19 protein-coding genes are annotated in these 19,566 nt (G+C 71.2%); 8 read left to right on the top strand and 11 right to left on the bottom strand.

All coding sequences use genetic code 11. The features are described 5' to 3' along the window. Nucleotides 1-521: class I SAM-dependent methyltransferase (locus tag PV363_RS06330; protein ID WP_301021925.1), on the bottom strand; the 521-nt coding region annotated here is incomplete at its 3' end. Then, complete coding sequence (locus tag PV363_RS06335) at nt 518-1,876, bottom strand: SLC13 family permease (protein WP_220345564.1); 1,359 nt, start codon at nt 1,874-1,876, stop codon at nt 518-520. The genes PV363_RS06335 and PV363_RS06330, both read right to left, overlap by 4 nt. A 100-nt stretch (nt 1,877-1,976) precedes the next feature. On the opposite strand from PV363_RS06335, the gene PV363_RS06340 reads away from it, so the two are divergent. Then, complete coding sequence (locus tag PV363_RS06340; RefSeq protein ID WP_301021926.1) at nt 1,977-2,645, top strand: GntR family transcriptional regulator; 669 nt, start codon at nt 1,977-1,979, stop codon at nt 2,643-2,645. A gap of 9 nt (nt 2,646-2,654) precedes the next feature. On the opposite strand, the gene PV363_RS06345 is transcribed toward PV363_RS06340, so the two are convergent. The 6 genes from PV363_RS06345 to PV363_RS06370 form a co-directional block, all read right to left on the bottom strand. Beyond that, complete coding sequence (locus PV363_RS06345) at nt 2,655-3,695, bottom strand: LacI family DNA-binding transcriptional regulator (RefSeq protein WP_220342582.1); 1,041 nt, start codon at nt 3,693-3,695, stop codon at nt 2,655-2,657. Further along, nucleotides 3,692-5,116, bottom strand: coding sequence for a GH1 family beta-glucosidase (locus tag PV363_RS06350; protein WP_220366706.1), 1,425 nt, complete (start codon nt 5,114-5,116; stop codon nt 3,692-3,694). Before PV363_RS06350 ends, PV363_RS06345 begins: the two co-directional genes overlap by 4 nt. After that, nucleotides 5,113-6,024 carry a carbohydrate ABC transporter permease gene (locus PV363_RS06355; RefSeq protein WP_220342580.1) on the bottom strand — a complete coding sequence of 304 codons (912 nt, stop codon included), beginning with the start codon at nt 6,022-6,024 and terminating at the stop codon, nt 5,113-5,115. The genes PV363_RS06350 and PV363_RS06355 overlap by 4 nt, the downstream gene beginning before the upstream one ends. A 10-nt stretch (nt 6,025-6,034) precedes the next feature. Further along, a complete protein-coding gene (locus PV363_RS06360) occupies nt 6,035-6,946 on the bottom strand; it encodes a sugar ABC transporter permease (protein ID WP_220342579.1) in 912 nt (303 codons plus the stop codon). A gap of 113 nt (nt 6,947-7,059) precedes the next feature. Then, on the bottom strand, nt 7,060-8,301 hold the full coding sequence (locus PV363_RS06365; protein WP_255560565.1) for an extracellular solute-binding protein: 1,242 nt from the start codon (nt 8,299-8,301) through the stop codon (nt 7,060-7,062). Nucleotides 8,302-8,569: 268 nt separating this feature from the next. Beyond that, complete coding sequence (locus PV363_RS06370) at nt 8,570-9,085, bottom strand: Ltp family lipoprotein (protein WP_301021927.1); 516 nt, start codon at nt 9,083-9,085, stop codon at nt 8,570-8,572. A 393-nt stretch (nt 9,086-9,478) separates the two neighbouring features. On the opposite strand from PV363_RS06370, the gene PV363_RS06375 reads away from it, so the two are divergent. The 4 genes from PV363_RS06375 to PV363_RS06390 are packed head-to-tail and all read left to right on the top strand — an operon-like array spanning nt 9,479 to nt 12,326. Continuing rightward, nucleotides 9,479-10,327 (top strand): SDR family NAD(P)-dependent oxidoreductase, encoded by an 849-nt coding sequence (locus tag PV363_RS06375; RefSeq protein WP_301021928.1) that lies wholly within the window; start codon nt 9,479-9,481, stop codon nt 10,325-10,327. Beyond that, nucleotides 10,324-11,001, top strand: a complete 678-nt coding sequence (locus tag PV363_RS06380; RefSeq protein ID WP_220366778.1) for a histidine phosphatase family protein — start codon at nt 10,324-10,326, stop codon at nt 10,999-11,001. Before PV363_RS06375 ends, PV363_RS06380 begins: the two co-directional genes overlap by 4 nt. Before the next feature lie 27 nt (nt 11,002-11,028). Continuing rightward, nucleotides 11,029-11,787, top strand: coding sequence for an SDR family oxidoreductase (locus PV363_RS06385; protein ID WP_301021929.1), 759 nt, complete (start codon nt 11,029-11,031; stop codon nt 11,785-11,787). A 35-nt stretch (nt 11,788-11,822) separates the two neighbouring features. Next, nucleotides 11,823-12,326, top strand: coding sequence for an aminoacyl-tRNA deacylase (locus PV363_RS06390; RefSeq protein WP_220345558.1), 504 nt, complete (start codon nt 11,823-11,825; stop codon nt 12,324-12,326). Here the strand turns inward: PV363_RS06390 and PV363_RS06395 are convergent. From PV363_RS06395 to PV363_RS06405, 3 genes are all read right to left on the bottom strand, one after another. Further along, nucleotides 12,307-14,604, bottom strand: a complete 2,298-nt coding sequence (locus tag PV363_RS06395; RefSeq protein ID WP_220366781.1) for a glycoside hydrolase family 3 N-terminal domain-containing protein — start codon at nt 14,602-14,604, stop codon at nt 12,307-12,309. The genes PV363_RS06390 and PV363_RS06395 overlap by 20 nt on opposite strands. Nucleotides 14,605-14,702: 98 nt before the next feature. Continuing rightward, the gene (locus PV363_RS06400; protein ID WP_301021930.1) at nt 14,703-15,347 is read right to left on the bottom strand and encodes an NAD(P)H-binding protein; all 645 of its coding nucleotides are present in this window, start codon (nt 15,345-15,347) and stop codon (nt 14,703-14,705) included. A 9-nt stretch (nt 15,348-15,356) separates the two neighbouring features. Beyond that, entirely contained in the window at nt 15,357-16,169 is an 813-nt protein-coding gene (locus PV363_RS06405; RefSeq protein ID WP_301021931.1) for an MOSC N-terminal beta barrel domain-containing protein, read from the bottom strand. A gap of 96 nt (nt 16,170-16,265) precedes the next feature. Between PV363_RS06405 and PV363_RS06410 the strand changes: the two genes are divergently transcribed. Genes PV363_RS06410 through PV363_RS06420 form a run of 3 tightly spaced genes read left to right on the top strand, consistent with a single transcriptional unit; the run spans nt 16,266 to nt 19,489 of the window. After that, complete coding sequence (locus PV363_RS06410; protein WP_301021932.1) at nt 16,266-16,865, top strand: TetR family transcriptional regulator; 600 nt, start codon at nt 16,266-16,268, stop codon at nt 16,863-16,865. Beyond that, complete coding sequence (locus PV363_RS06415) at nt 16,866-17,723, top strand: TIGR03084 family metal-binding protein (RefSeq protein WP_220342424.1); 858 nt, start codon at nt 16,866-16,868, stop codon at nt 17,721-17,723. Next, the gene (locus tag PV363_RS06420; RefSeq protein WP_301021933.1) at nt 17,720-19,489 is read left to right on the top strand and encodes an acyclic terpene utilization AtuA family protein; all 1,770 of its coding nucleotides are present in this window, start codon (nt 17,720-17,722) and stop codon (nt 19,487-19,489) included. The genes PV363_RS06415 and PV363_RS06420 overlap by 4 nt, the downstream gene beginning before the upstream one ends. Nucleotides 19,490-19,566 lie beyond the last annotated feature (77 nt).

Consider the following 19,566-nt stretch of genomic DNA (forward strand, 5'->3'; position numbering starts at 1 on the left):
CTCTCGATCGCGTCCTGGTGGGCCGCGACCGCCGGGTCTCGCGGTGCGGCGAGGTCGTGGACGACGAGTCGTCCGCCCGGCCGCACGGCGTCGACCATCGCGCGCAGCATGCCGACGGGATCGGGGACGTGGTGCAGCGAGAACCGGGTGACCGCCACGTCGACGCTGCCCGGCGCGACGACCGGCGTGGTGGCATCGGCGAGGACGAACGCGACGTTGCTCAGCCGCTCGGCCGCGGCGGCGCGACGCCCACGATCCACCATCGCGGCCGTGGTGTCGACGCAGGTGACCTCGGCGACGTGCGGGGACAGCGCTCGCCCGACCAGGCCCGTGCCCGCAGCCAGGTCGAGACAGCGGTCGGTGGGGCGAGGAGCGACGGCCTCGATGATCCAGTCGAGCGCGGAGGTGAACGCCGCGTTGAGTGCCGGCTCCTCGAACGTCTCGGCCTGGACGGTGAACGACTCCCGCAGGCGGGCGGCGTGGTCGCCGCCCGCCGGTCGGGCTTCGTGCTGGTCGCTCACGCGCTCGGGAGGACGAGGACGGCCCACGTCACGATGGGGGCGACCACGACGATCGACATGCCCCACTGCATCAGCCGCTTGAAGACGAGCTCGCGGTCGGCCTCGTCGGAGTTCGCCACGATCAGCGCGCCGTTGGTGGAGAACGGGCTGCAGTCGACCACCGAGCTGGAGATCGCGAGGGCGGCGATCAGGCCGATCGCGCTGACCTGGTCGGTGAGCAGGAACGGCACGGCCAGCGGGATGAGGGCACCGATGATGCCTGTGGTCGACGCGAAGGCCGACACGACCGCACCGATGAAGCAGATCAGCAGCGCCGCGACCAGCGGGGCACCGACCTCGGCGACGCGGTCGCCGAGCCAGGACACGACGCCGTGGTTCTGGAGCAGGTTGACATAGGTGACGATGCCGCCGACCAGGAGGATCGTGCCCCAGCTGATCTTCTCGACGGCTCCGCGGGCCGACGGGGGGAAGAGCAGCGTCAGGGCGACGGCCACGGTCAGGGCGGTGAAGCCGACGTCGAGGTCGAAGGCGAGAGCTCCGATGATCAGCGCGACCAGGCCGAGGAGAGTCGTGGAGCGCTCGAGGTTGAGGCGGGTGTCGTCGTCGATCGCGTCGGGGCCGTCCTCGTGGCCGAGGCCGCGCTCGACGACCGAGCCGGGCGTCCCGGTGACCGGGACGCGCGTCGCCGACGAGCTCGCCGCGCCGGCGGTCGCGCCGATCTCCGCGAGCGCACGCTCGTCCTTGCCGCGCCGGATGAGCTCGCGGCCGCCGAACGCGACGTAGGTGATGGCCGCGACGACGAACGCTGCGAACAGCGCGGCGAGGAAGAGGAACGTCGGGCTGCCGTCGAGGTCGTTGGAGTCGACGACCCCGTTGGTGATGCTCCCGAAGATGCCGATCGGCGAGAAGCTGCCGCCCGTGGCGCCCTCGACGACCATCATGCCCATCATCACGGGATGGATCCGGTAGCGGTGCGCGAAGCCCATCGCGACGGGCGCCACGATCGCGACCGCGGCGGGGCTGACCGCGCCGATCCCGGTGACGACCGCGCAGACGAAGAACATGGCCCACGGCACGAGCGCGACGCGTCCCCGCACCGCCCGGACGGCGCCGTGGACGATCCAGTCGACCGTCCCGTTGTTCTTCGCGAGCGCGAAGAGATAGGTCACGCCGACGAGGATCACGAAGAGGTCCCCGGGGAACCCGCTGATGATCGCGTCGGTGTCGTCGCCGAACACGCTCAGGCCGACGATGAAGGCGGCGACGAGGGCGAGCGCGCCCATGTTGATGCTGCGGACGGTCGCGATCAGGAAGACCAGCGCGAGGGCGGCCAACGCGATGATTTCGGTGGACACGGGGGACCCTCCCAGGTGAGGTGATCAGTGTGGTCCAGACCACAGTTACAGTGGCCTAGCCTCTGGTCCACGTCCGCAAAAGTCAAGTACCCTCGGTGCCATGAGCAAGGCCGAGGGTCGACGCAGCGGGCCCGGACCCGTCGCCCGTCCGCGGCTGTACGAGCACCTCGCGCAGCACATCTCTGACTTCATCGAGGCGCAGGGTCTGGTCGCGGGAGACCGGCTTCCTCCCGAGCGTCAGCTCGCCCGCGACCTCGGGGTCAGCCGCGCGACGCTGGCGCAGGCGCTCGCGGCGCTGGAGACGCAGGGGCGGGTCGAGGTGCGGCACGGAGTCGGCGCGCTCGTCCGGGAGTCGCCGACCGGTGCCGAGGACCTGTCCGGCCGCATCGCCACGCGTCCACGCCCCGACGTGGCCGCGGCTCGGGAGGCGGTGATGGCCGGCATCGCCCGCGCTGCGGCGCAGCACCGCCAGAAGGCCATGCGGATCGCGATGCTGGGCGACGACGGGACGGTGCCGGCGTTCGGGGAGGTCTGGCGGTGCGTCCGCAAGCTCGCCGGCGACACGCTGCTCGGTGACCTCGACGACCTCCTCGCCGTGCAGACCGCCGAGCCCGAGGAGTCGCCACAGCTGCGGGAGCGGCTCGAGGACCTCGCGGCCGCCGTCGTACGCGGCGACGCAGAGTCGGCCGGGCATGCGTGCTTCGGGCTTCTGGGTGCCTCGGCCGTGACATCCGGGACCGACACGTCGGACGAGGCCCTCACCACCTGATCCCGCGGGTCAGGACGAGCCGCGCACGACCAGGCTGGTCGGAAGCACCACGCTGCGAGGGCTCGCCCCCTCCGGGTCGGCGAGGCGGGCGAGCAGCATCTCGGCCGCCTCGCGCCCGAGCAGCTCGACCGGCTGGTTCACCGTCGTGAGCGGAGGGTCGCTCACCGCAGCCATCGGTGAGTCGTCGAACCCGACCACGGCGACCGAGTCCGGGATGGACCGACCCGCCTCACGCAGCGCGCGGAGCGCGCCGAGCGCCATGGGGTCCGACGCCACGAACACCGCGTCGAGATCGGGTCGGTGTTCGAGCAGCTGACGCATCGCCCGCCAGCCGCCGAGCTCGGTGAAGTCGCCGGTCGCGACGAGGTCGGTGTCGAAGGGGACACCGGCGGCGTCGAGCGCCTCGCGGTAGCCAAGGAGCCGGTCGCGTCCAGCCTGCATGTCCGGGGGACCCGCGATCGTGGCAACCGTCGTACGCCGTCGGGCGAGGAGATGGGCCACGGCGGCACGGGCACCCCCGACGTTGTCCACGTCGACCCAGCTCTGACCGTCGTCGCTCGGCGGCCGACCGCCGAAGACGAGGCGCAGACCGCGCTCGCGCAGCCGTTGGGGAAGGTCGTCGCCCTCGTGCTGCGACAGCAGGAGGGCGCCGTCGACGTGCTGCGGGCTCAGGTACGCCGCGGGCTCGTCGCGTCGCTCGGCCGCTCCGTGCACCAGCACGAGCACCAGCTGACGGTCGCGCTCGTCCATGACGCTGGAGATGCCCCGCACCACCCCGGCGAAGAACGGCTCGCTGAACAGCCGCTCCTCCGGCTCGGAGATCACCAGCGCGATCGCGCCCGTCCGTCGCGTGACGAGCGAGCGCGCCGCCTGGTTGGGGACGTAGCCGAGATCGGCCACGGCCTTCATGACGGCGTCGCGCGTCTGCGGAGCCACCGACGGCGAACCGTTGATGACCCGCGACGCCGTCCCGCGTCCGACACCGGCGAGCGCTGCGACCTGCTCGAGCGTGGGGCGCTTCGTCGTCCCGTCCGCCCGGCTGCCCGTCATGGGCCCAGTATCCCGTTCGGCAGCTCCGTACCGTTGCGGTGCGTGGCAAGAAGGTCTGCGTACCAGCGTGCGCTCGCCTTCGGCGTCCGCTGCTGGGTCGCGTAGTCGACGTGCACGAGCCCGAACCGCTTGTCGTAGCCGAACGCCCACTCGAAGTTGTCCATCAGCGACCACGCGAAGTAGCCGCGCAGGTCGACACCGTCGGCGATGAGGCGAGCGATCGCACCCAGGTGGTCGCGCAGGTAGGCGAGGCGCGCCTCGTCGTGCACGGCGCCGTCGGCCCCCATCACGTCCTCGTAGGCGGAGCCGTTCTCGGTGACGACGATCGGCACGGCGGGATAGTCGTCGTGCACGCGGCGGATGACGTCGTACAGACCATCCGGGTCCACCTCCCACCCCATCGCGGTCACCGGGAAGCCGCGCGAGAGGAACTCGACCCCCGCTGACCCTGGGTAGGCGCCCGGCGCGACGACGTGACGGGTGTAGTAGTTGATGCCCAGGAAGTCGATCGGCGCCGCGATGATGTCGGTGTCACCGTCACGCACGAACTCGAGCGCGCTGGTCGAGCGGACGTCCTCCACGACGTCGCTGGGGTAGCCGCGCCCGAAGACAGGGTCGAGGAACCAGCGGTTGGAGATCCCGTCGATGCGGCGGACGGCGTCGTCGTAGGCCGCCCGGTCCGGGCCGTCGTAGGTCGGGGGGACACCGGGCGAGGTCGGGTAGAGGTTCAGGGTGATGCCGAACGGCACCGCGGGTGCCGCCGCCCGGACCGACTCCGCCGCCAGGCCGTGCCCGAGGAGCAGGTGGTGCGAGGCGGCCAGCGCGGCCGCGCCGTCGCGGCGACCCGGTGCGTGGACCCCGCTGCCGTAACCGAGGAACGCCGAGCACCACGGCTCGTTCATCGTGATCAGCCCGCTCAGCCGGTCGCCGAGGGCGTCGGCGACGAGGCCGGCGTACTCGGCGAAGCGGTACGCGGTCTCGCGGGCCGGCCAGCCGCCTGCCTGCTCGAGCTCGACCGGCAGGTCCCAGTGGTAGAGGGTCGCCCAGGGCGGGATCCCGTTCTCCAGCAGCGTGTCGACGAGGCGGTCGTAGAACGCGAGGCCGCGGGCGTTCACGGGACCGCGGCCTCCCGGCTGGACGCGCGGCCAGGCGATGGAGAACCGGTACGCCCTCAGGCCGAGGTCGCGCATCATCGCCACGTCGGACGGCATGCGGTGGTAGTGGTCGCAGGCGACCTCACCGGTGTCACCATTGTGCACGCGGCCGGGCTCGGCGGAGAAGACGTCCCAGATGGACGGCGTCCTCCCGTCCTCGGTGACCGCGCCCTCGATCTGATAGGCCGCTGTCGCGGCGCCGAACGTGAAGTCCGGAGGGAACGCCGTGGCGAGCGTGGTGAGCGGCTCTGTGACGAGGTCGGTCATGCCTTGACTCCACCTTCCATGATTCCGCCGACGATGCGGCGGCCGAACAGGACGAAGACGAGCACCAGGGGCACGGTGGCGAGCAGCGTGCCCGCCATCACCAGCGCCTGGTCGGTGTAGTAGCCGCCCGAGAGTCGCGACAGGGCGACCTGGACGGTCGGGTTCTCCGGCGAGAGCGTGAGGTAGGGCCACATGAAGTCGTTCCACCGCTCCATGAAGGTGAGCAGGCCGAGCACGGCGACCGCGGGGCGCAGCGCGGGAAAGATGATCTGGGCGAAGATCCGGAAGGTGGACGCGCCGTCGACGCGGGCTGCCTCGATGAGCTCGTCGGGGATGGCTTGGATGATGTACTGACGCATGAAGAACACGCCGAACCCGGTCACGAGGAAGGGCAGCACCGCCGACCACAGGCTGCCGGCGAGGCCGACCCAGCCCATGAGCATGTAGAGCGGCACCAGCCCCAGCTGGACCGGCACCATCATCGTGCCGATCACCGCGAGCAGATACACGTTCTTGCCGCGGAAGCGCAGCTTGGCGAACGCGAACCCGGCCAGGGCCGACAGCGTGACGACGGTGATCGTCGCGACCAGGGAGACAAGCAGCGAGTTCAGCAGCGCCTGGGCGAAGACCACGTCGGGGTTGTCGAACACGCGGGTCACGTTGTCGCGGAGCTCGCCTCCCGGGGTGATCGGAGGGGGGTTGCTCGTGATGTCGCTGTTGGGACGCGAGGCCATCACGACCATGTAGTAGAGCGGGGCCACCGACGCGATCAGCACGAAGGTGAGCGTCAGGTAGGTCAGCGGCGAGGCGCGGTGGAGCCGGGAGCGGCCCCGTCTGCGGTGCGGGGGCTCGTCGGGCTCGTCGACGAGCTCTGGCAGCGCGACGGATGTGGTCAAGGGTGTCGTCATCGGATGCTCCTCAGTCGACCGATCGGATGCGGCGTACGAGCAGGGAGTTCACGAGCGACACCACCACGATCACCACGAACAGGATCCAGGCGATCGTCGCCGCATAGCCGAAGCGCTGGCCGGTGAAGGCCTGCTCGACGACGTACATCGCGCTCGTCTGGAACTGCCGGGTGTCGCCACCGGTGATCGAGTTCGCTCCGGGGTTGAAGAGGAGCGGCTCGGTGAACAGCTGGATCCCGCCGATCGTCGAGACCGTGACGACGAACATCAGCGTGGGACGCAGCATGGGGATGGTGATGGACCAGAACTGCCGGGCTGCGGACGCGCCGTCGAGGCGGGCCGACTCGTACAGGTCCTTGGGGACGGCCTGGAGTGCCGCCAGCAGGATGAGCGCGTTGTAGCCCGTCCACCGCCAGTCGACCATCGTGGCGATCGCGATCCACGACGGGAGGCGCTCCTGGTTCCACGCGATCGGCTCGACGCCGACCAGACCGATCAGCCAGTTCACGACCCCGAAGTCGCGGGCGAACATCATCGTGAAGATGATCCCGACCGCCGCGACCGAGGTCGCGCACGGGATGATCACGCCGATCCGCCAGAAGGTGAGGGCGCGCAGGCTGGAGTTGAGCACCTGGGCGAGGGCGAGCGCGGCGATCAGCTGGGGGATCGTGGCGATCAGGAAGATCGCGAAGGTGTTGAGCAGACTGTTCCAGAAGTAGCCGTCAGCGAGAAGCTCGCTGTAGTTCTCGAGCCCGACCCACCCCTCGTTGCCGCCGAGCAGGCTCCAGTCGTGGAGCGAGACCCAGAGGGTGTAGACGAGGGGGAACGCTCCGAAGATCCCGAAGAGGATGAAGAACGGGGCGATGAAGAAGTACGGCGCGCCGTGGATGTCGATCCGGGCGAGCCGGTCGCGCAGGTGCATGTCGGGCTCCTGGTCCGAGGTGGAGAGCTGGACACGTGGTGCCCGCGCCACGGTAGGGGGCGCGGCGCGGGCACCACGGGCGTGAGGGCTCGCCGGTGCGAGCCGTGCCGGACCTACCCCGCGACCTTCTCGGCGTCCTTGACGGCCGTGCTCCATCCCTCGCTCGGGCTGCGCTTGCCGTTCTCCACCGCACGCATCGAGTTCTCGACGGCGTCACGCACGGGCTGGTTCTTCGCGCCGAGGAAGACCGGCTCGAGGTTGGCCGCGCCGGCCACGAACAGCTGGCCCACAGGTGCGTCGCTGAAGTACGGGTTCGTCGCTTCCTTGAGCGCGGGATCGTCGTACAGCGTCGGGTTGGAGGGGAGGTTGCCGACCGCGTTGAACGCGGCGAGCTGTCCGTCGGCGCTGCTGAGGAACTTCACGAGCTTGATCGCGATGTCCTGGTTCTCGCTGGCCTCCGGAACGGCCAGCCACGAGCCGCCCCAGTTGCCGGCACCGCCGGGGACGGTGGCGATGTCCCACTTGCCGGCGTTCGCGTCACCGGCCTGGTCCTTGATGTAGCCGGTCATCCAGGCGGGACAGGCGATCGTGGCGAAGTCGCCGTTCTTGAAGCCGGCGTTCCACTCCGGCGAGAACGACTTCAGCTCGGCCGAGATGCCCTTCTCGTCCATCTCGAGCGCCTTGTCCCACGCGGTCTTGATCGCGGGGTTGCTCTCGATGACGAGCTCGCCGTCCTTGTCGAAGTAGGTGTGGTCGGCTCCCTGCATGAGGATGGAGTTGTAGGTGTTGGTGGCGCTGTCGATGAACTTCGACTTCTGGCCCTTCATGCCCGCCTGGAACTTCTGGCCGGTGGCGATGAAGGCGTCCCACGTCGGCCACAGGGCGGCCACCTGCTCGCGGTCGGTCGGCAGGCCGGCCTTCTCGAAGAGGTCACGGCGATAGCACATCGCGAGCCCTCCGACGTCGGTGCCGAGCCCGATCGTGGTGGAGCCGTCGGCGGTGGTGGCGCCCTCGAACTTCCACGGGAGGTACTGGTCCTTGAGGTCGTTGGCCCCGTGGTCCTGGAGGTTGACGAACTTGTCGGCGCTGGCCAGGAAGTTCACCGCCTGGCCCTCCTCGATCGCGACCACGTCTCCCGCGCCCGTCCCCGCGGCGATCCGCTGGGTGAGCTGCGTGTTGTACTTGCCGAGGTCGCCCTCGGCGGTCTCGACGATCTTGACGCCCGGGTTCTCCTTCTCGAACTGCTTGTAGAGGTCGGCATACCCGAACTTGCCGAACAGGTTCACGCGGAGCGTGACGTCCTTCCCGGACTCGTCGTCGCTGTCCCCGCCGCACGCGGCGAGCGACGACATCATGACGAGCGCTGCTGCTGAAGCCAGCAAACGCGAACGGCGTGTGTGTGACACGGTGATCCTCTCCTTCGCCGCCCCCGTCTGATGGGAGCGCTCCCACAGACACTGTGATCGCCGTCACAGATTGCGTCAAGGATCTTGGGAGCGCTCCCATGACTCGTTACACAACCGTGACACGGGAGTGAACGAGGGGAGAAGAGACGAGTGCGCCCGACCGGCGGCGTTGCTGCCGGTCGGGCGCGGGTGCTGCGGAGTGTCGAGGACGCTGGTCTCAGAGGCCGACCTTCGTGACGGCGTACTCGGCTTCGGCCTGCGTGAACCCTTCGCCGGCCGAGGACGTCAGCTGGTCGATCAGCCCGCTCCGGGAGAAGCCCCCGAGCTCGACGTAGGACTCGGCCGCCTCCACGGCCTCCGCCTTCCAGTCGGCGTCGACCGTCGTGACGGCGTGCTCGGCCTCGGCGCGCGTGAACCCCTCGCCGGCCGACGAGGAGAGCTGGCCGATCAGGCCCTTCTTGGAGAAGTGTCCCGTGTCGAGGTAGGACTCGGCGGCCTCGATCGCCTCCTCCTGGCTCTTGGTGTACGACGGCTTCGGCGCTGCGTTCCCCTCCGATGTCGTCGAAGAGCCGGTCGTCGTGGATCCGGCCTCGCTCTCCTCCCCGCTCGAGACGGCGATCACTCCCACCACCACGAGCGCGAGGGGGATGATGAAACGCTTCTTGCGGTACCAGGGACGCTGAGCCTTCGCGTACGCCTTGGCGGCAGCACGCTGAGCCTTGGCGTCGTCCACTCGCGGACTCTCCTGAGTCGACGACGGGGCAGCGTTCGGCACTTCTGACTCCTCTCGTTGCGGGGCCGACCGAGTTCCTGGCGCGCAGGACTCGCCCAGCCCGGTCTCATGGCTTCTCCTCTGGAGACCACACAGGTGTCGCTCGTCGTCGACGAGCCGCGCGAAGGCGCGTCCCGGGCGGTCGCGGCACCCACATCGCCGACCGCCACTGCTGGGCGGGGGAGGGGTCCCTGGCGGGACGGCCGTCGGGTCTGCCGACCGGGCTGGAGGACTTCACAGCCCGTGGGCAGGGCGAGACGAAGGTCGCGTCCCAATCGTCAATTCTACCGAGCGGAGAGCCGCCTCCAAAGCCTCCGTTCCGGAGGTAAGCGCCCGCTCGGTACGCTCTGGCGCATGAGCCTCAGCACAGGAGACCGCGTCCTCGTCACCGGAGCGGCCTCCGGCCTCGGGCTCGCCCTCGTGGCCCAGCTCGTCGGTCGCCGGTGCCGCGTCCTCGCCACCGACGTTCACGACGACGTGCCCGCCACCCTGTCGATCCTGGGCGACGCGGTGACCTACCAGCGCCTCGACGTGCGCAGCGACGACGACTGGTCGCGTGCGCTTGCCTGGGTCCAGGAGACCTGGCACGGCATCGACCTCGTCGTCAACAACGCCGGCGTCGCAGCCGGCGGCGGGATCGACCTCACCACCAGCGACGGCTGGGAGTGGATCACCGAGATCAACCTGCTCGGCGTCGCCCGCGGCTGCCGGACCTTCGCGCCGCTGCTCAAGGAGCAGCGGTCGGGTCGCCTGGTGAACACCGCATCGGCCGCGGGCCTGGTCCACCCGCCGCGGATGAGCGAGTACAACGCGGTCAAGGCCGGCGTCGTCGCCCTCAGCGAGACCCTTCGGTGGGAGCTCGAGCCGTACGGCGTGGGTGTCTCCGTCGTCTGCCCCTCGTTCTTCCGCACCAACCTCGCCGACTCGATCCGCAGCGCCGACCCCGAGGCGAGCGCGTCCGCGCGTCAGCTCATCGACGGCTCGAAGCGGAGCGCCGAGACCGTCGCCGCCGAGGTGCTGCGCCAGCTCGACGCCGGCAAGCACCTCATCCTCCCCGACCGCGACGCTCGCATCGCCTACGCGACCAAGCGGTTCGCGCCGTGGCTCTACCGCGCCGCCATGCTGCGCGTCGCCCGCAAGGCCGCCGCCGAGGACGAGGCGCGCGGGGGAGCGCGCACGGCGGGCGCGCGGGTCGGCCGATGAGCGCGATCCACCTCGTACGGCACGGCCAGGCGTCCTTCGGCACCGACGACTACGACCGGCTCTCCGAGCGCGGCTTCGCCCAGGCGACCGCGCTGGGCCAGGCGTGGGAAGCCTCAGGGTTCCTGCCGACGCGCGCCGTCGCCGGCTCCATGAAGCGGCACGCGCAGACGGCGATCGCGGCGCTCGACGCGGCGGGCCCGTCGGACGGGTACGACGTCGACGACGGCTGGGACGAGTTTGCGCACGAGTCGGTCGTCGAGGCCTACGCCCCGGGACGCGCGGGGACGGTGACCGACCCCAAGGAGTTCCAGAAGATCTTCCTGGGGGCGCTCGGTCGCTGGACCAGCGGTCGTCACGACGGCGACTACGCCGAGTCGTACGCGCACTTCACCAACCGCGTGCTCGCGGCGTTCGACCGGCTCACCGACTCCTTGGACGGACGCGAGTCGGTGGTCGTGTTCACCTCGGGGGGACCGCTGGCGGTCGTCGCCGCGCACGTGCTGGCCGGCGACGCCGAGACGTGGACGCCCGAGGCCCAGTCGCTGTGGCCGCGCCTCAGCACGGTGGCCATCAACGCCGGCGTCACCACCCTGATCACCGGCTCGACGGGACGCACCCTGATCTCGTTCAACGAGCACACCCACCTGCCGACCGACCTCGTGACGTACCGCTGACCCGCTTCCCCGAACCCAGGAGACCTCATGCGCAAGACGATCCTCATCACCGGCGCCAGCTCCGGCATCGGGGCCGGCATGGCCCGTGTCTGGGCGGCGAAGGGCCATGACCTCGCACTGACCGCGCGCCGCGTCGACCGACTCGAGGCGCTCAAGGCAGAGCTCGAGGCGGCGCACCCGTCGATCCGCGTGGTCGTCCACGCGCTCGACGTCAACGACCACGAGCAGGTCTTCTCGGTGTTCAAGGCGGCAGCGGGCGACCTCGGCGGGCTCGACCGGGTCGTCGTCAACGCTGGTCTGGGCAAGGGCGCGCGCATCGGTACGGGGAAGTTCGAGGCGAACCGGGAGACCGCCGAGACGAACTTCGTCGCCGCGCTGGCGCAGTGCGAGGCGGCGATGGAGCACTTCTACGCCCGGCGCGCCGGACACCTCGTCGTCGTCTCGTCGGTGTCGGCGATGCGGGGGATGCCGAGCTCGATGACGACCTACTCGGCGACCAAGGCAGGTCTGGCGCAGCTCGCGGAGGGGATCCGGTCGGACCTGGTCAACCGCAAGGGCCACGACATCGCGGTGACCACCGTCTTCCCCGGTTACATCGCCTCGGAGATGAACGACAAGGTCGAGCAGAAGCCGAAGGGCATGGTCGACACGATCACGGGGTCGAAGGCGCTGGTGGAGGCGATCGACAGCGAGAAGCCCGAGCGCATCGTGCCCCCGTGGCCGTGGCGGCCGATCGCGCTCGTCCTGCGGAAGGCCCCGCTCGGGATCGTGCGCCGCATGGTGTGACCCGGCCGTCTGGCCTGCGTGCTTCGATGGTGCCCATGACCGACTCCACCACCGAGACCGGGGCCGACCCGTCCGATCAGTCCGCCCGCGCGATCGCCGCCGCCGAGGCGCTGGGTCTCTCGCACACCGTCACGCGCCACGGACGTGTGCGCTCCCTCGAGGAGGCGGCCGCCGCCCGGGGGATCGAGCCACGGGCGCTGGTCAAGACGCTGGTGCTCCGCGTGAGCGACGACGACTACCTCTTCGTCATGGTCCCGGGTGACCGAGAGCTGTCCTGGCCCCGCCTGCGGTCCCTCCTCGGAGTCAACCGCATCTCGATGCCCGACGCCGCGACGGCCAAGGCGGTGACCGGCTACGAGCGCGGCACCATCACGCCGCTGGGGAGCACGACCGCGTGGCCGGTCGTGATCGACTCGGCGATCACCGGCGCCATCTCGATCGGCGGCGGTGGGCACGGGGTCGGGATCACCGTCGACGTCGACGCTCTCGCCGACGCCTTGTCCGCCACGCGCGCCGAGATCAGTGAGGTCCCGGGCTGACGGCGTCTCCGGGGGGCCCCTGCTGGCTCGCGGCCTCCTCGGCCAGCGCGTCCACCGTCGATCTCGGGATGCCGGCCAGGCCGGCGAGCACCGACAGCGGGATCTGCGCGGCCATGGGCTGCTCCGCGACCGCCGACCTGGCCGCGGCGTCGCCGAACGCGCGCGTGAGCAGCCGCGCCCCGGCAGGATCAGCGCTCCACTCCGCCAGTGTCGAGTCGGCCGCCAGCGGCCTCCTGAGCTCCTCGCCGCCCACGGTGACCGTGACGCTCCTGCGCAGGTCGGCCGACGAGGCGCCGATCGAGACGGTGAACGTGCCCGGCTCGACCACCCAGCGCCGCAGGACGGGATGCCAGTACGCGAACGCGCGCGGACCGAGCTCGAGGTCGATCCGCTCCGACGCGCCGGCGTCGAGCGTGACGCGCGCGAATCCCTTGAGCTCGCGCTCGGGGCGGGCGACCGGTGCCGACAGGTCGGAGACGTAGACCTGGACGACCTCGGTGCCCCGGCGTGACCCCGTGTTGGTCACAGTCACCGCGACCATGGCCCGGACGTCGTCACCCTCGCCGGTGACCTCGACGGTCAGATCGCTCTGGGCGAACGTGGTGTAGCCGAGACCGTGCCCGAAGGGGTACGCCGGCGGGATCCGCTTGACGTCGTAGTAGCGGTAGCCGACGAACACGCCCTCGCCGTAGCGGGAGTGCCCGAGGTGCCCGGGGAAGTCGAGGTAGGCAGGCGTGTCCTCGAGGCGGAACGGGATGGTCTCGGCCAGCCGTCCGGTCGGCTCCGACCGTCCGAGGAGCAGGTCGGCGACCGCTGAGCCTGCGGCCTGGCCGCCGAGCCACATCTCCAGGATCACGGGGACGTCGCGGGACCAGGCGACCGGGGCGACGATCCCGCCGTTGGCGAGCACGACGACGACCCGCGTGCTGACGACGGCGAGCTCCTGGACGAGCTCCATCTGGCCGGGCGGCAGGTCGAGGTTCGTACGGTCGTACCCCTCCGACTCGTCGCTGTCGGGCAGTCCGAGGAAGCAGACGATGGTGCGGTCACCCTGCGCCGCTTCGACCGCGGCGGCGCGCAGACCGCGGTCCTGGTCGGGCGTGCCGCCGAGGGTGTATCCCGGTTCGAACGCGAGCCCTTCGCCCATCGCCTCGCGGAGCGCGTCGAGCGGCACGTCGACGCGGGTCGGCGTGACCTGCGACGACCCCGCCCCCTGGAACCGCGGCGTCCGAGCCAGCTCGCCGACGACGAGGACGGGGGCGGACTCCGCGAGCGGCAGCACGGGGACTCCGCCGACACGCTCGTTCTTGAGCAGGACCGCTCCCGCGGCGGCGGCCTCTCGGGCGAGCGTGTGGGCGGCGGCGTGGTCGGGCGGGTCCGCGTCGTCTCGACCATCGGCGGCACCGGCCCGGTCGACAAGGGCCAGCACCCGCCGTACGGCCTCGTCGAGCACGCTCTCGTCGAGCGTGCCGTCGCGTACGGCGTCGACGACGGCGGCATCGTCTCCGAACGGCGGCATCGTGAGATCCGTCCCGGCCCGCAGCGCCGCCACCCGGTCGTGCACGGCTCCCCAGTCCGAGACGACGACCCCGTCATACCCCCACGTGTCGCGCAGGACCTCGCGCAGCAGCCAGGCGTTCTCGGTGGCATAGGTGCCGTTGATCCTGTTGTACGACGCCATGACCGTCCACGGGTCACCAGCGGTGACGACACGCTCGAACGCGGCGAGGTAGATCTCGTGCAGCGTCCGCTCGTCGACATCGACCGACACACGCATCCGGTCGGTCTCGGCGTTGTTGGCGGCGAAGTGCTTGACCGAGGCGCCGACGCCCTCGGACTGCAGCCCGCGGACGAACGCGAGCCCGAGCTCGCCGGAGAGGTACGGGTCCTCCGAGAGGTACTCGAAGTTGCGCCCGCACAGCGGCGAGCGCTTGATGTTGATGCCGGGCGCGAGGACCACCGAGACGCCCTCGGCGCGCGCCTCGCGCGCGATCGCGGCCGCCACCCGTTGCACCAGGTCGACGTCCCACGTCGAGCCTAGGGACGCCGCGACGGGGAAGCACGTCGCGGGGACACTCTCTGCGAGGCCGAGGGAAAGACCCGGATCGCCCGCCTGCTTGCGCAGACCCGTGGGGCCGTCGGTCAGCATGATCGCGCCGACACCGGCGTCCTCGATCGGTTGGGTGTGCCAGAAGTCGCTCCCCGAGGTGAGTGCCGCCTTCTGCTCCACGGTGAGGTGCGCCAGCACGTCCTCGACGGGTCGGTCGTCCTCGGTCATCGCGCACCGCTCCCCTCGTGGCCGGCCCCCGACACCGGTTCTGGGGAGCGTAACCACGAGGGACGGGCGCCGCAGTTCGGAGCGGCGACCGTCGGTGATCAGTAGCCGACGGTGAACTTTTCCCGGTAGTGGGTCGGACTCGCGATCTCGTCCACGAAGGCCTGCGCGAAGTCGGGTGCCGAGATCGAGGAACTGCCGTCGGGCTCGCTCAGGAGGTCGTCGCCGCCGAGCCGGTACGTGCCGCGCCGGGGGACGTCCGAGAGCCGTCCGAACACCGCCGACGGGCTCACCGAGAACCAGTTGACGTCCTCGGTCGTCCGCGTGAGGGCGTCCAGCACGGCGTAGGCGGCGCGGGCCTCGGGCTTCGCCGACTCCGGGAACTGCGGCGTCTCCATGAGGATCGGCCCGTCCGGCGAGACTCGGAGCGACCCTGCGCCACCGACCACGCCGAGACGCCGCCGGTGCCGCCGCACGGCGTCGGTGAGGCCGGGGACCGCGTCGATCAGGTCGCGATCCTCGGCGTGATGGGGGACCGCGACCACGAGCACGTCGGCGTCTCGAGCCAACCCGTCGACGAACTCGGCGTCGTAGACGTCGCCGTCGCGGACGGTCTGGTGGTCGGCGGGATCGATCGAGGCGGTGTCACGCGCGGCGGCGATGACGTCGTACCCGCGGGCCAGGGCCTCGGACGCGATCGCGCCTCCGGCGAACCCTGTTGCTCCGATGACGGCGATGGTGGTCATGCCCCCACGCTAGGCCGACTCGAGCACGTCCACGGGATCGCCGACCTCGAGCACACCCAGGTCGGTCGGCAGCATCCGGATGCCGAACCACGTGGCACCGTCCCACTTGCGGTGCTGTGCCAAGGTGCGGATCGGCTCCTTTCCGCGGTGGAGAGTGGCGGTGTCGATCCCGGTCACCGCGCAGCGGTCGCAGGTCTCGGTGAACCGGAAGGCTGCCGCCCCCAGACGCACCGCCCGCCAACCGTCCTCGGCGAAGGGCTCGAGATCACCCTCGACGACCACGTTGGGACGGAACCGTGCCATCGGCAGGGCAGCCGGATCGGAGCCTTCGGCGATCCAGGCGTTCAGACGGGCCAAGGAGGGCGTGGTCGTCAGCAGGATGGGCGCGGTGTCGGCGAGCGACAGGACGTCGCCGGAGCGGCCGCCGTGCGAGGCGGAGACCGGGCGCTCGCGGGGGTCGCGCTGCCACAGGAGGCGGACAGGGCTGCCGACGACCCGGGTGAACCAGTCGGCCGCCTCCTGGCCGGCGTACGTGAGCTCGGGCTGCCGCGTGACGCTGACACCGACCGAGGGGCCGGCGGTCGGGACCGCGACGTCGAGCTCGCGGTGCCCGGGCGCGCACAGGCGCAGCCCGTCTGCGGTCGGCGTCGCGCGGACCGTGAGGAGGACCGGGCGGGTCAGCGCGCTGACCCTGGCGCCCGCCGCGTCGACCACCAGCCAGCGGCGGTCGTGCGCGAGACCCCACGGCTCGATCTGCGCACGGTCCACGTCGATCGCGGCGGTCGACTTCACCGGGTAGAGGTGAAGGGAGGCGATGCGCACGAGGCCAGCCTAGGGGGCCGCCCGGGGCCGCGTCTCGAAGTGAAGCCAAAAAAAGACAGGGTTGACTGTTTGTAAGTTTCGGACGATGATGCCGAGGTGACCGAGACCACTCGCACGACCCAGGGGGAGCGCAGCCGCGCCATGCGGCAGCGCCTCCTCGAGGCGACCGTCGACTCCCTCGTCGAGCTCGGCTGGGCCGGCACCAGCACGACGGTCATCTCGCAGCGCGCCGGCGTGTCCCGCGGCGCGCAGCTGCACCACTTCCCGAGCAAGCAGGCGCTGGTGATCGCCGCGGTCGAGCACATCACCGAGCGGCGTCGTGACGAGATGGCCCTCTCGATCTCCAACCTCCCGCAGGAGGACAGGACCCGAGCGGTGCTCGACGCGCTGGCGACACAGTTCGTGTCGCCGGTGTTCTTCGCGGCGCTGGAGCTCTGGGTCGCGGCACGGACCGACAAGGAGCTGCGCGACGCCGTCGCACCGCTCGAGCGCCGAGTCGGTCGCGAGATCCACGCGTACGCCGTCGCGCTCCTCGGCATCGACGACAGCCGCGGGCGCAACCGTCAGCTCGTGCAGGCCACCCTCGACCTCCTGCGCGGCCTCGGTCTGGCCGCCTCACTCACCGACGACACCGCACGCCGTACCTCGATCCTCGACACCTGGGCTATCACCCTCGACACCGAGCTGGAGCGCTGAATGACCACTGACTCGCCCGATCCCACGACCTCCACGGCCCCGCGCCGCGACGAGGTCCTCGAAGCCGTCCTCGCCGACCTCGCCGCCGAGAGCGACCAGCTCGACGCGCTGGTCGCCGACCTGGACGACGCCGGGTGGTCGCGACCGACCCCCGCCGAGGGATGGACGATCGCCCACCAGGTCGCCCACCTCCACTGGACCGACGAGGCCTCCCTGGCCGCCGTCGACGGTGGAGAGGCGTTCGCGGCCCTGATCAAGAGCGCCGTCGAGAACCCGGCGGGCTACGTCGACGCCGAGGCCGAGCGTCTGGCGGCTCTCGCGCCGTCGGAGCTGCTCGCTCGGTGGCGCGACGGTCGCGTCCGGCTCGCCGACGCGCTGCGGGCCGTCCCCCACGGAGACAAGATCGCGTGGTTCGGACCTCCGATGAGCCCCGCCTCGATGGCGACCGCGCGGCTGATGGAGACCTGGGCGCACGGGCACGACGTGGCGGAGGCGCTCGACGTCGAGCTGCCGCCGACGGTCCGTGCCAAGCACGTCGCCTACCTCGGCTTCCGCACGCGCGGCTTCGCCTATCTCGTCCGCGGCCGCGACGTCCCTGCGGCGCCGGTCCGGCTCGAGCTGGTCGGCCCCGACGGTGACACGTGGGCCTGGGGGCCCGAGGACGCCCCCGACCGCGTCACCGGAGACGGCTACGACTTCGCGCTGCTGGCCACCCGGCGGCGCGTGCGTGACGACGTGGACGTGACGGCGGAGGGACCGGCCGCCGACGAGTGGCTCGACATCGTCCAGGCATTCGCGGGCCTGCCCGGGCCCGATCCCAAACCGCGCGGCGCGCGGGGCACGGAGGACGCGTCATGATCCGCATCGGCAACTGCTCCGGCTTCTACGGCGACCGTCTCGGCGCGATGCGCGAGATGCTCACCGACGGCGACCTCGACTACCTGACCGGTGACTACCTCGCCGAGCTGACGATGCTCATCCTCGGCAGGGACCTGATCAAGGACCCGTCCCTCGGTTACGCCAAGACATTCGTCCGGCAGATGACCGACTGCATGGGTCTCGCCAAGGAGCGCGGGGTCCGCATCGTCACCAACGCCGGCGGGCTCAACCCCGCGGGCCTGGCCGCGAAGCTGCGCGAGATCGCCGCCGACCAGGGCCTCGACATCTCGGTGGCCCACGTCGAGGGTGACGACCTCCGTGAGCGGGCCGGAGAGCTCGGCCTCGTCGGTCACGGTGGCCAGACGCCCATCACCGCCAACGCCTACCTCGGCGCGTTCGGCATCGCTGCCGCCCTCGACGCCGGTGCCGACGTGGTCGTCACCGGACGCGTGACCGACGCCTCGGTCGTCGTCGGACCGGCGATCCACGCCCACCGCTGGGGGCGCGACGACCTCGACGCGCTCGCGGGTGCCGTCGTCGCGGGCCACGTCGTGGAGTGCGGGGCACAGGCCACCGGCGGCAACTTCGCCGGGTTCGCCGACCTCGACCCCAAGCTCCTGCTCCACCCGGGCTTCCCGATCGCCGAGGTCGCGGCCGACGGCAGCAGCGTCATCACCAAGCACGCCGGCACCGGTGGCGTCGTCACCGTCGACACGGTCACGGCGCAGCTCGTGTACGAGATCGGTGGCCCCGCCTACGCCGGCCCGGACGTCGTCGCACACCTCGACTCCGTGACGCTCACCCAGGACGGTCCGGACCGGGTCGCGATCAGCGGGGTCCGTGGCTCGGCCCCGCCCGCGACGACCAAGGTCGCGCTCAACTCCTTCGGCGGCTTCCGCAACAGCGTCGAGCTCGTCCTGACCGGACTCGACATCGAGGCCAAGGCCGCACTCGTGCGCGCGCAGGTCGAGGACGCCCTCGCCGGCTCCCCGACCGGGATGCCGGCCGAGATCGAGTGGCAGCTCGACCGGACCGACGTGCCCGACCCCGACACCCAGGCGCGTGCGACCACCCTCCTGCGGTGCCACGTGAAGGACTCCTCGCCCGACCCCGTGGGACGCGCGTTCTCCTCGGCCGCGGTCGAGCTCGCTCTTGCCTCGTACCCCGGCTTCACCGCCACGCGGCCGCCTGCGGCCGCCACACCGTACGGGGTCTACACGGCCGGATACCTCGCTCAGGACCTCGTGCCGCACACCGTCGTGCTCGCTGACGGGACGCGCATCGAGGTCGAGCCACCACGTACGACCGCCGATCCGGAGACCGCCGTCGACACGGCCGCGAGCGGTGCCGCGAGCGAGCAGGGCGCCGACGAGTCGACCACGCAGGAGACCGTCTCCGTGCCGCTCGGACACGTCCTGCACGCCCGCAGCGGCGACAAGGGCGGCGACGCCAACGTCGGTGTGTGGATCCGGCAGGACGTCGCCGATCCTGACGCCGCCTTCGCCTGGCTGGTCGGCTTCCTCGACGACGCCCGCGTCCGGGCACTGCTGCCGGAGGCGGCCGAGCTCGAGCTCGAGATCCACCCGCTGCCCAACCTGCGCGCCGTCAACGTCGTGCTCCACCGCTTCCTCGGGGACGGCGTCGCCGCCTCGACCCGCTTCGACCCCCAGGCCAAGGCCCTCGGCGAGTGGCTGCGTGCCCGTGTGGCCGACGTCCCGGCCGCACTCGTCAAGGAGAATCGATGACAGCCCCGTACGACGCCTGGTCGACACCCGAGCGGAAGGCGCTGCGCGAGTCGGTCAGCCGGTTCACCCGGACGGAG

The sequence above is a fragment of the Mumia sp. genome, assembly GCF_028803055.1.
Taxonomy (GTDB): Bacteria; Actinomycetota; Actinomycetes; order Propionibacteriales; family Nocardioidaceae; genus Mumia.

What these genes read in the sequence shown, in the direction of transcription:
- PV363_RS06340 (WP_301021926.1), top strand. Translation starts at nt 1,977, where the DNA reads ATGAGCAAGGCCGAGGGTCGACGCAGCGGGCCCGGACCCGTCGCCCGT.
- PV363_RS06345 (WP_220342582.1), bottom strand. Translation starts at nt 3,695, where the DNA reads ATGACGGGCAGCCGGGCGGACGGGACGACGAAGCGCCCCACGCTCGAG.
- PV363_RS06350 (WP_220366706.1), bottom strand. Translation starts at nt 5,116, where the DNA reads ATGACCGACCTCGTCACAGAGCCGCTCACCACGCTCGCCACGGCGTTC.
- PV363_RS06355 (WP_220342580.1), bottom strand. Translation starts at nt 6,024, where the DNA reads ATGACGACACCCTTGACCACATCCGTCGCGCTGCCAGAGCTCGTCGAC.
- PV363_RS06360 (WP_220342579.1), bottom strand. Translation starts at nt 6,946, where the DNA reads ATGCACCTGCGCGACCGGCTCGCCCGGATCGACATCCACGGCGCGCCG.
- PV363_RS06365 (WP_255560565.1), bottom strand. Translation starts at nt 8,301, where the DNA reads ATGATGTCGTCGCTCGCCGCGTGCGGCGGGGACAGCGACGACGAGTCC.
- PV363_RS06375 (WP_301021928.1), top strand. Translation starts at nt 9,479, where the DNA reads ATGAGCCTCAGCACAGGAGACCGCGTCCTCGTCACCGGAGCGGCCTCC.
- PV363_RS06380 (WP_220366778.1), top strand. Translation starts at nt 10,324, where the DNA reads ATGAGCGCGATCCACCTCGTACGGCACGGCCAGGCGTCCTTCGGCACC.
- PV363_RS06385 (WP_301021929.1), top strand. Translation starts at nt 11,029, where the DNA reads ATGCGCAAGACGATCCTCATCACCGGCGCCAGCTCCGGCATCGGGGCC.
- PV363_RS06390 (WP_220345558.1), top strand. Translation starts at nt 11,823, where the DNA reads ATGACCGACTCCACCACCGAGACCGGGGCCGACCCGTCCGATCAGTCC.
- PV363_RS06395 (WP_220366781.1), bottom strand. Translation starts at nt 14,604, where the DNA reads ATGACCGAGGACGACCGACCCGTCGAGGACGTGCTGGCGCACCTCACC.
- PV363_RS06400 (WP_301021930.1), bottom strand. Translation starts at nt 15,347, where the DNA reads ATGACCACCATCGCCGTCATCGGAGCAACAGGGTTCGCCGGAGGCGCG.
- PV363_RS06415 (WP_220342424.1), top strand. Translation starts at nt 16,866, where the DNA reads ATGACCACTGACTCGCCCGATCCCACGACCTCCACGGCCCCGCGCCGC.
- PV363_RS06420 (WP_301021933.1), top strand. Translation starts at nt 17,720, where the DNA reads ATGATCCGCATCGGCAACTGCTCCGGCTTCTACGGCGACCGTCTCGGC.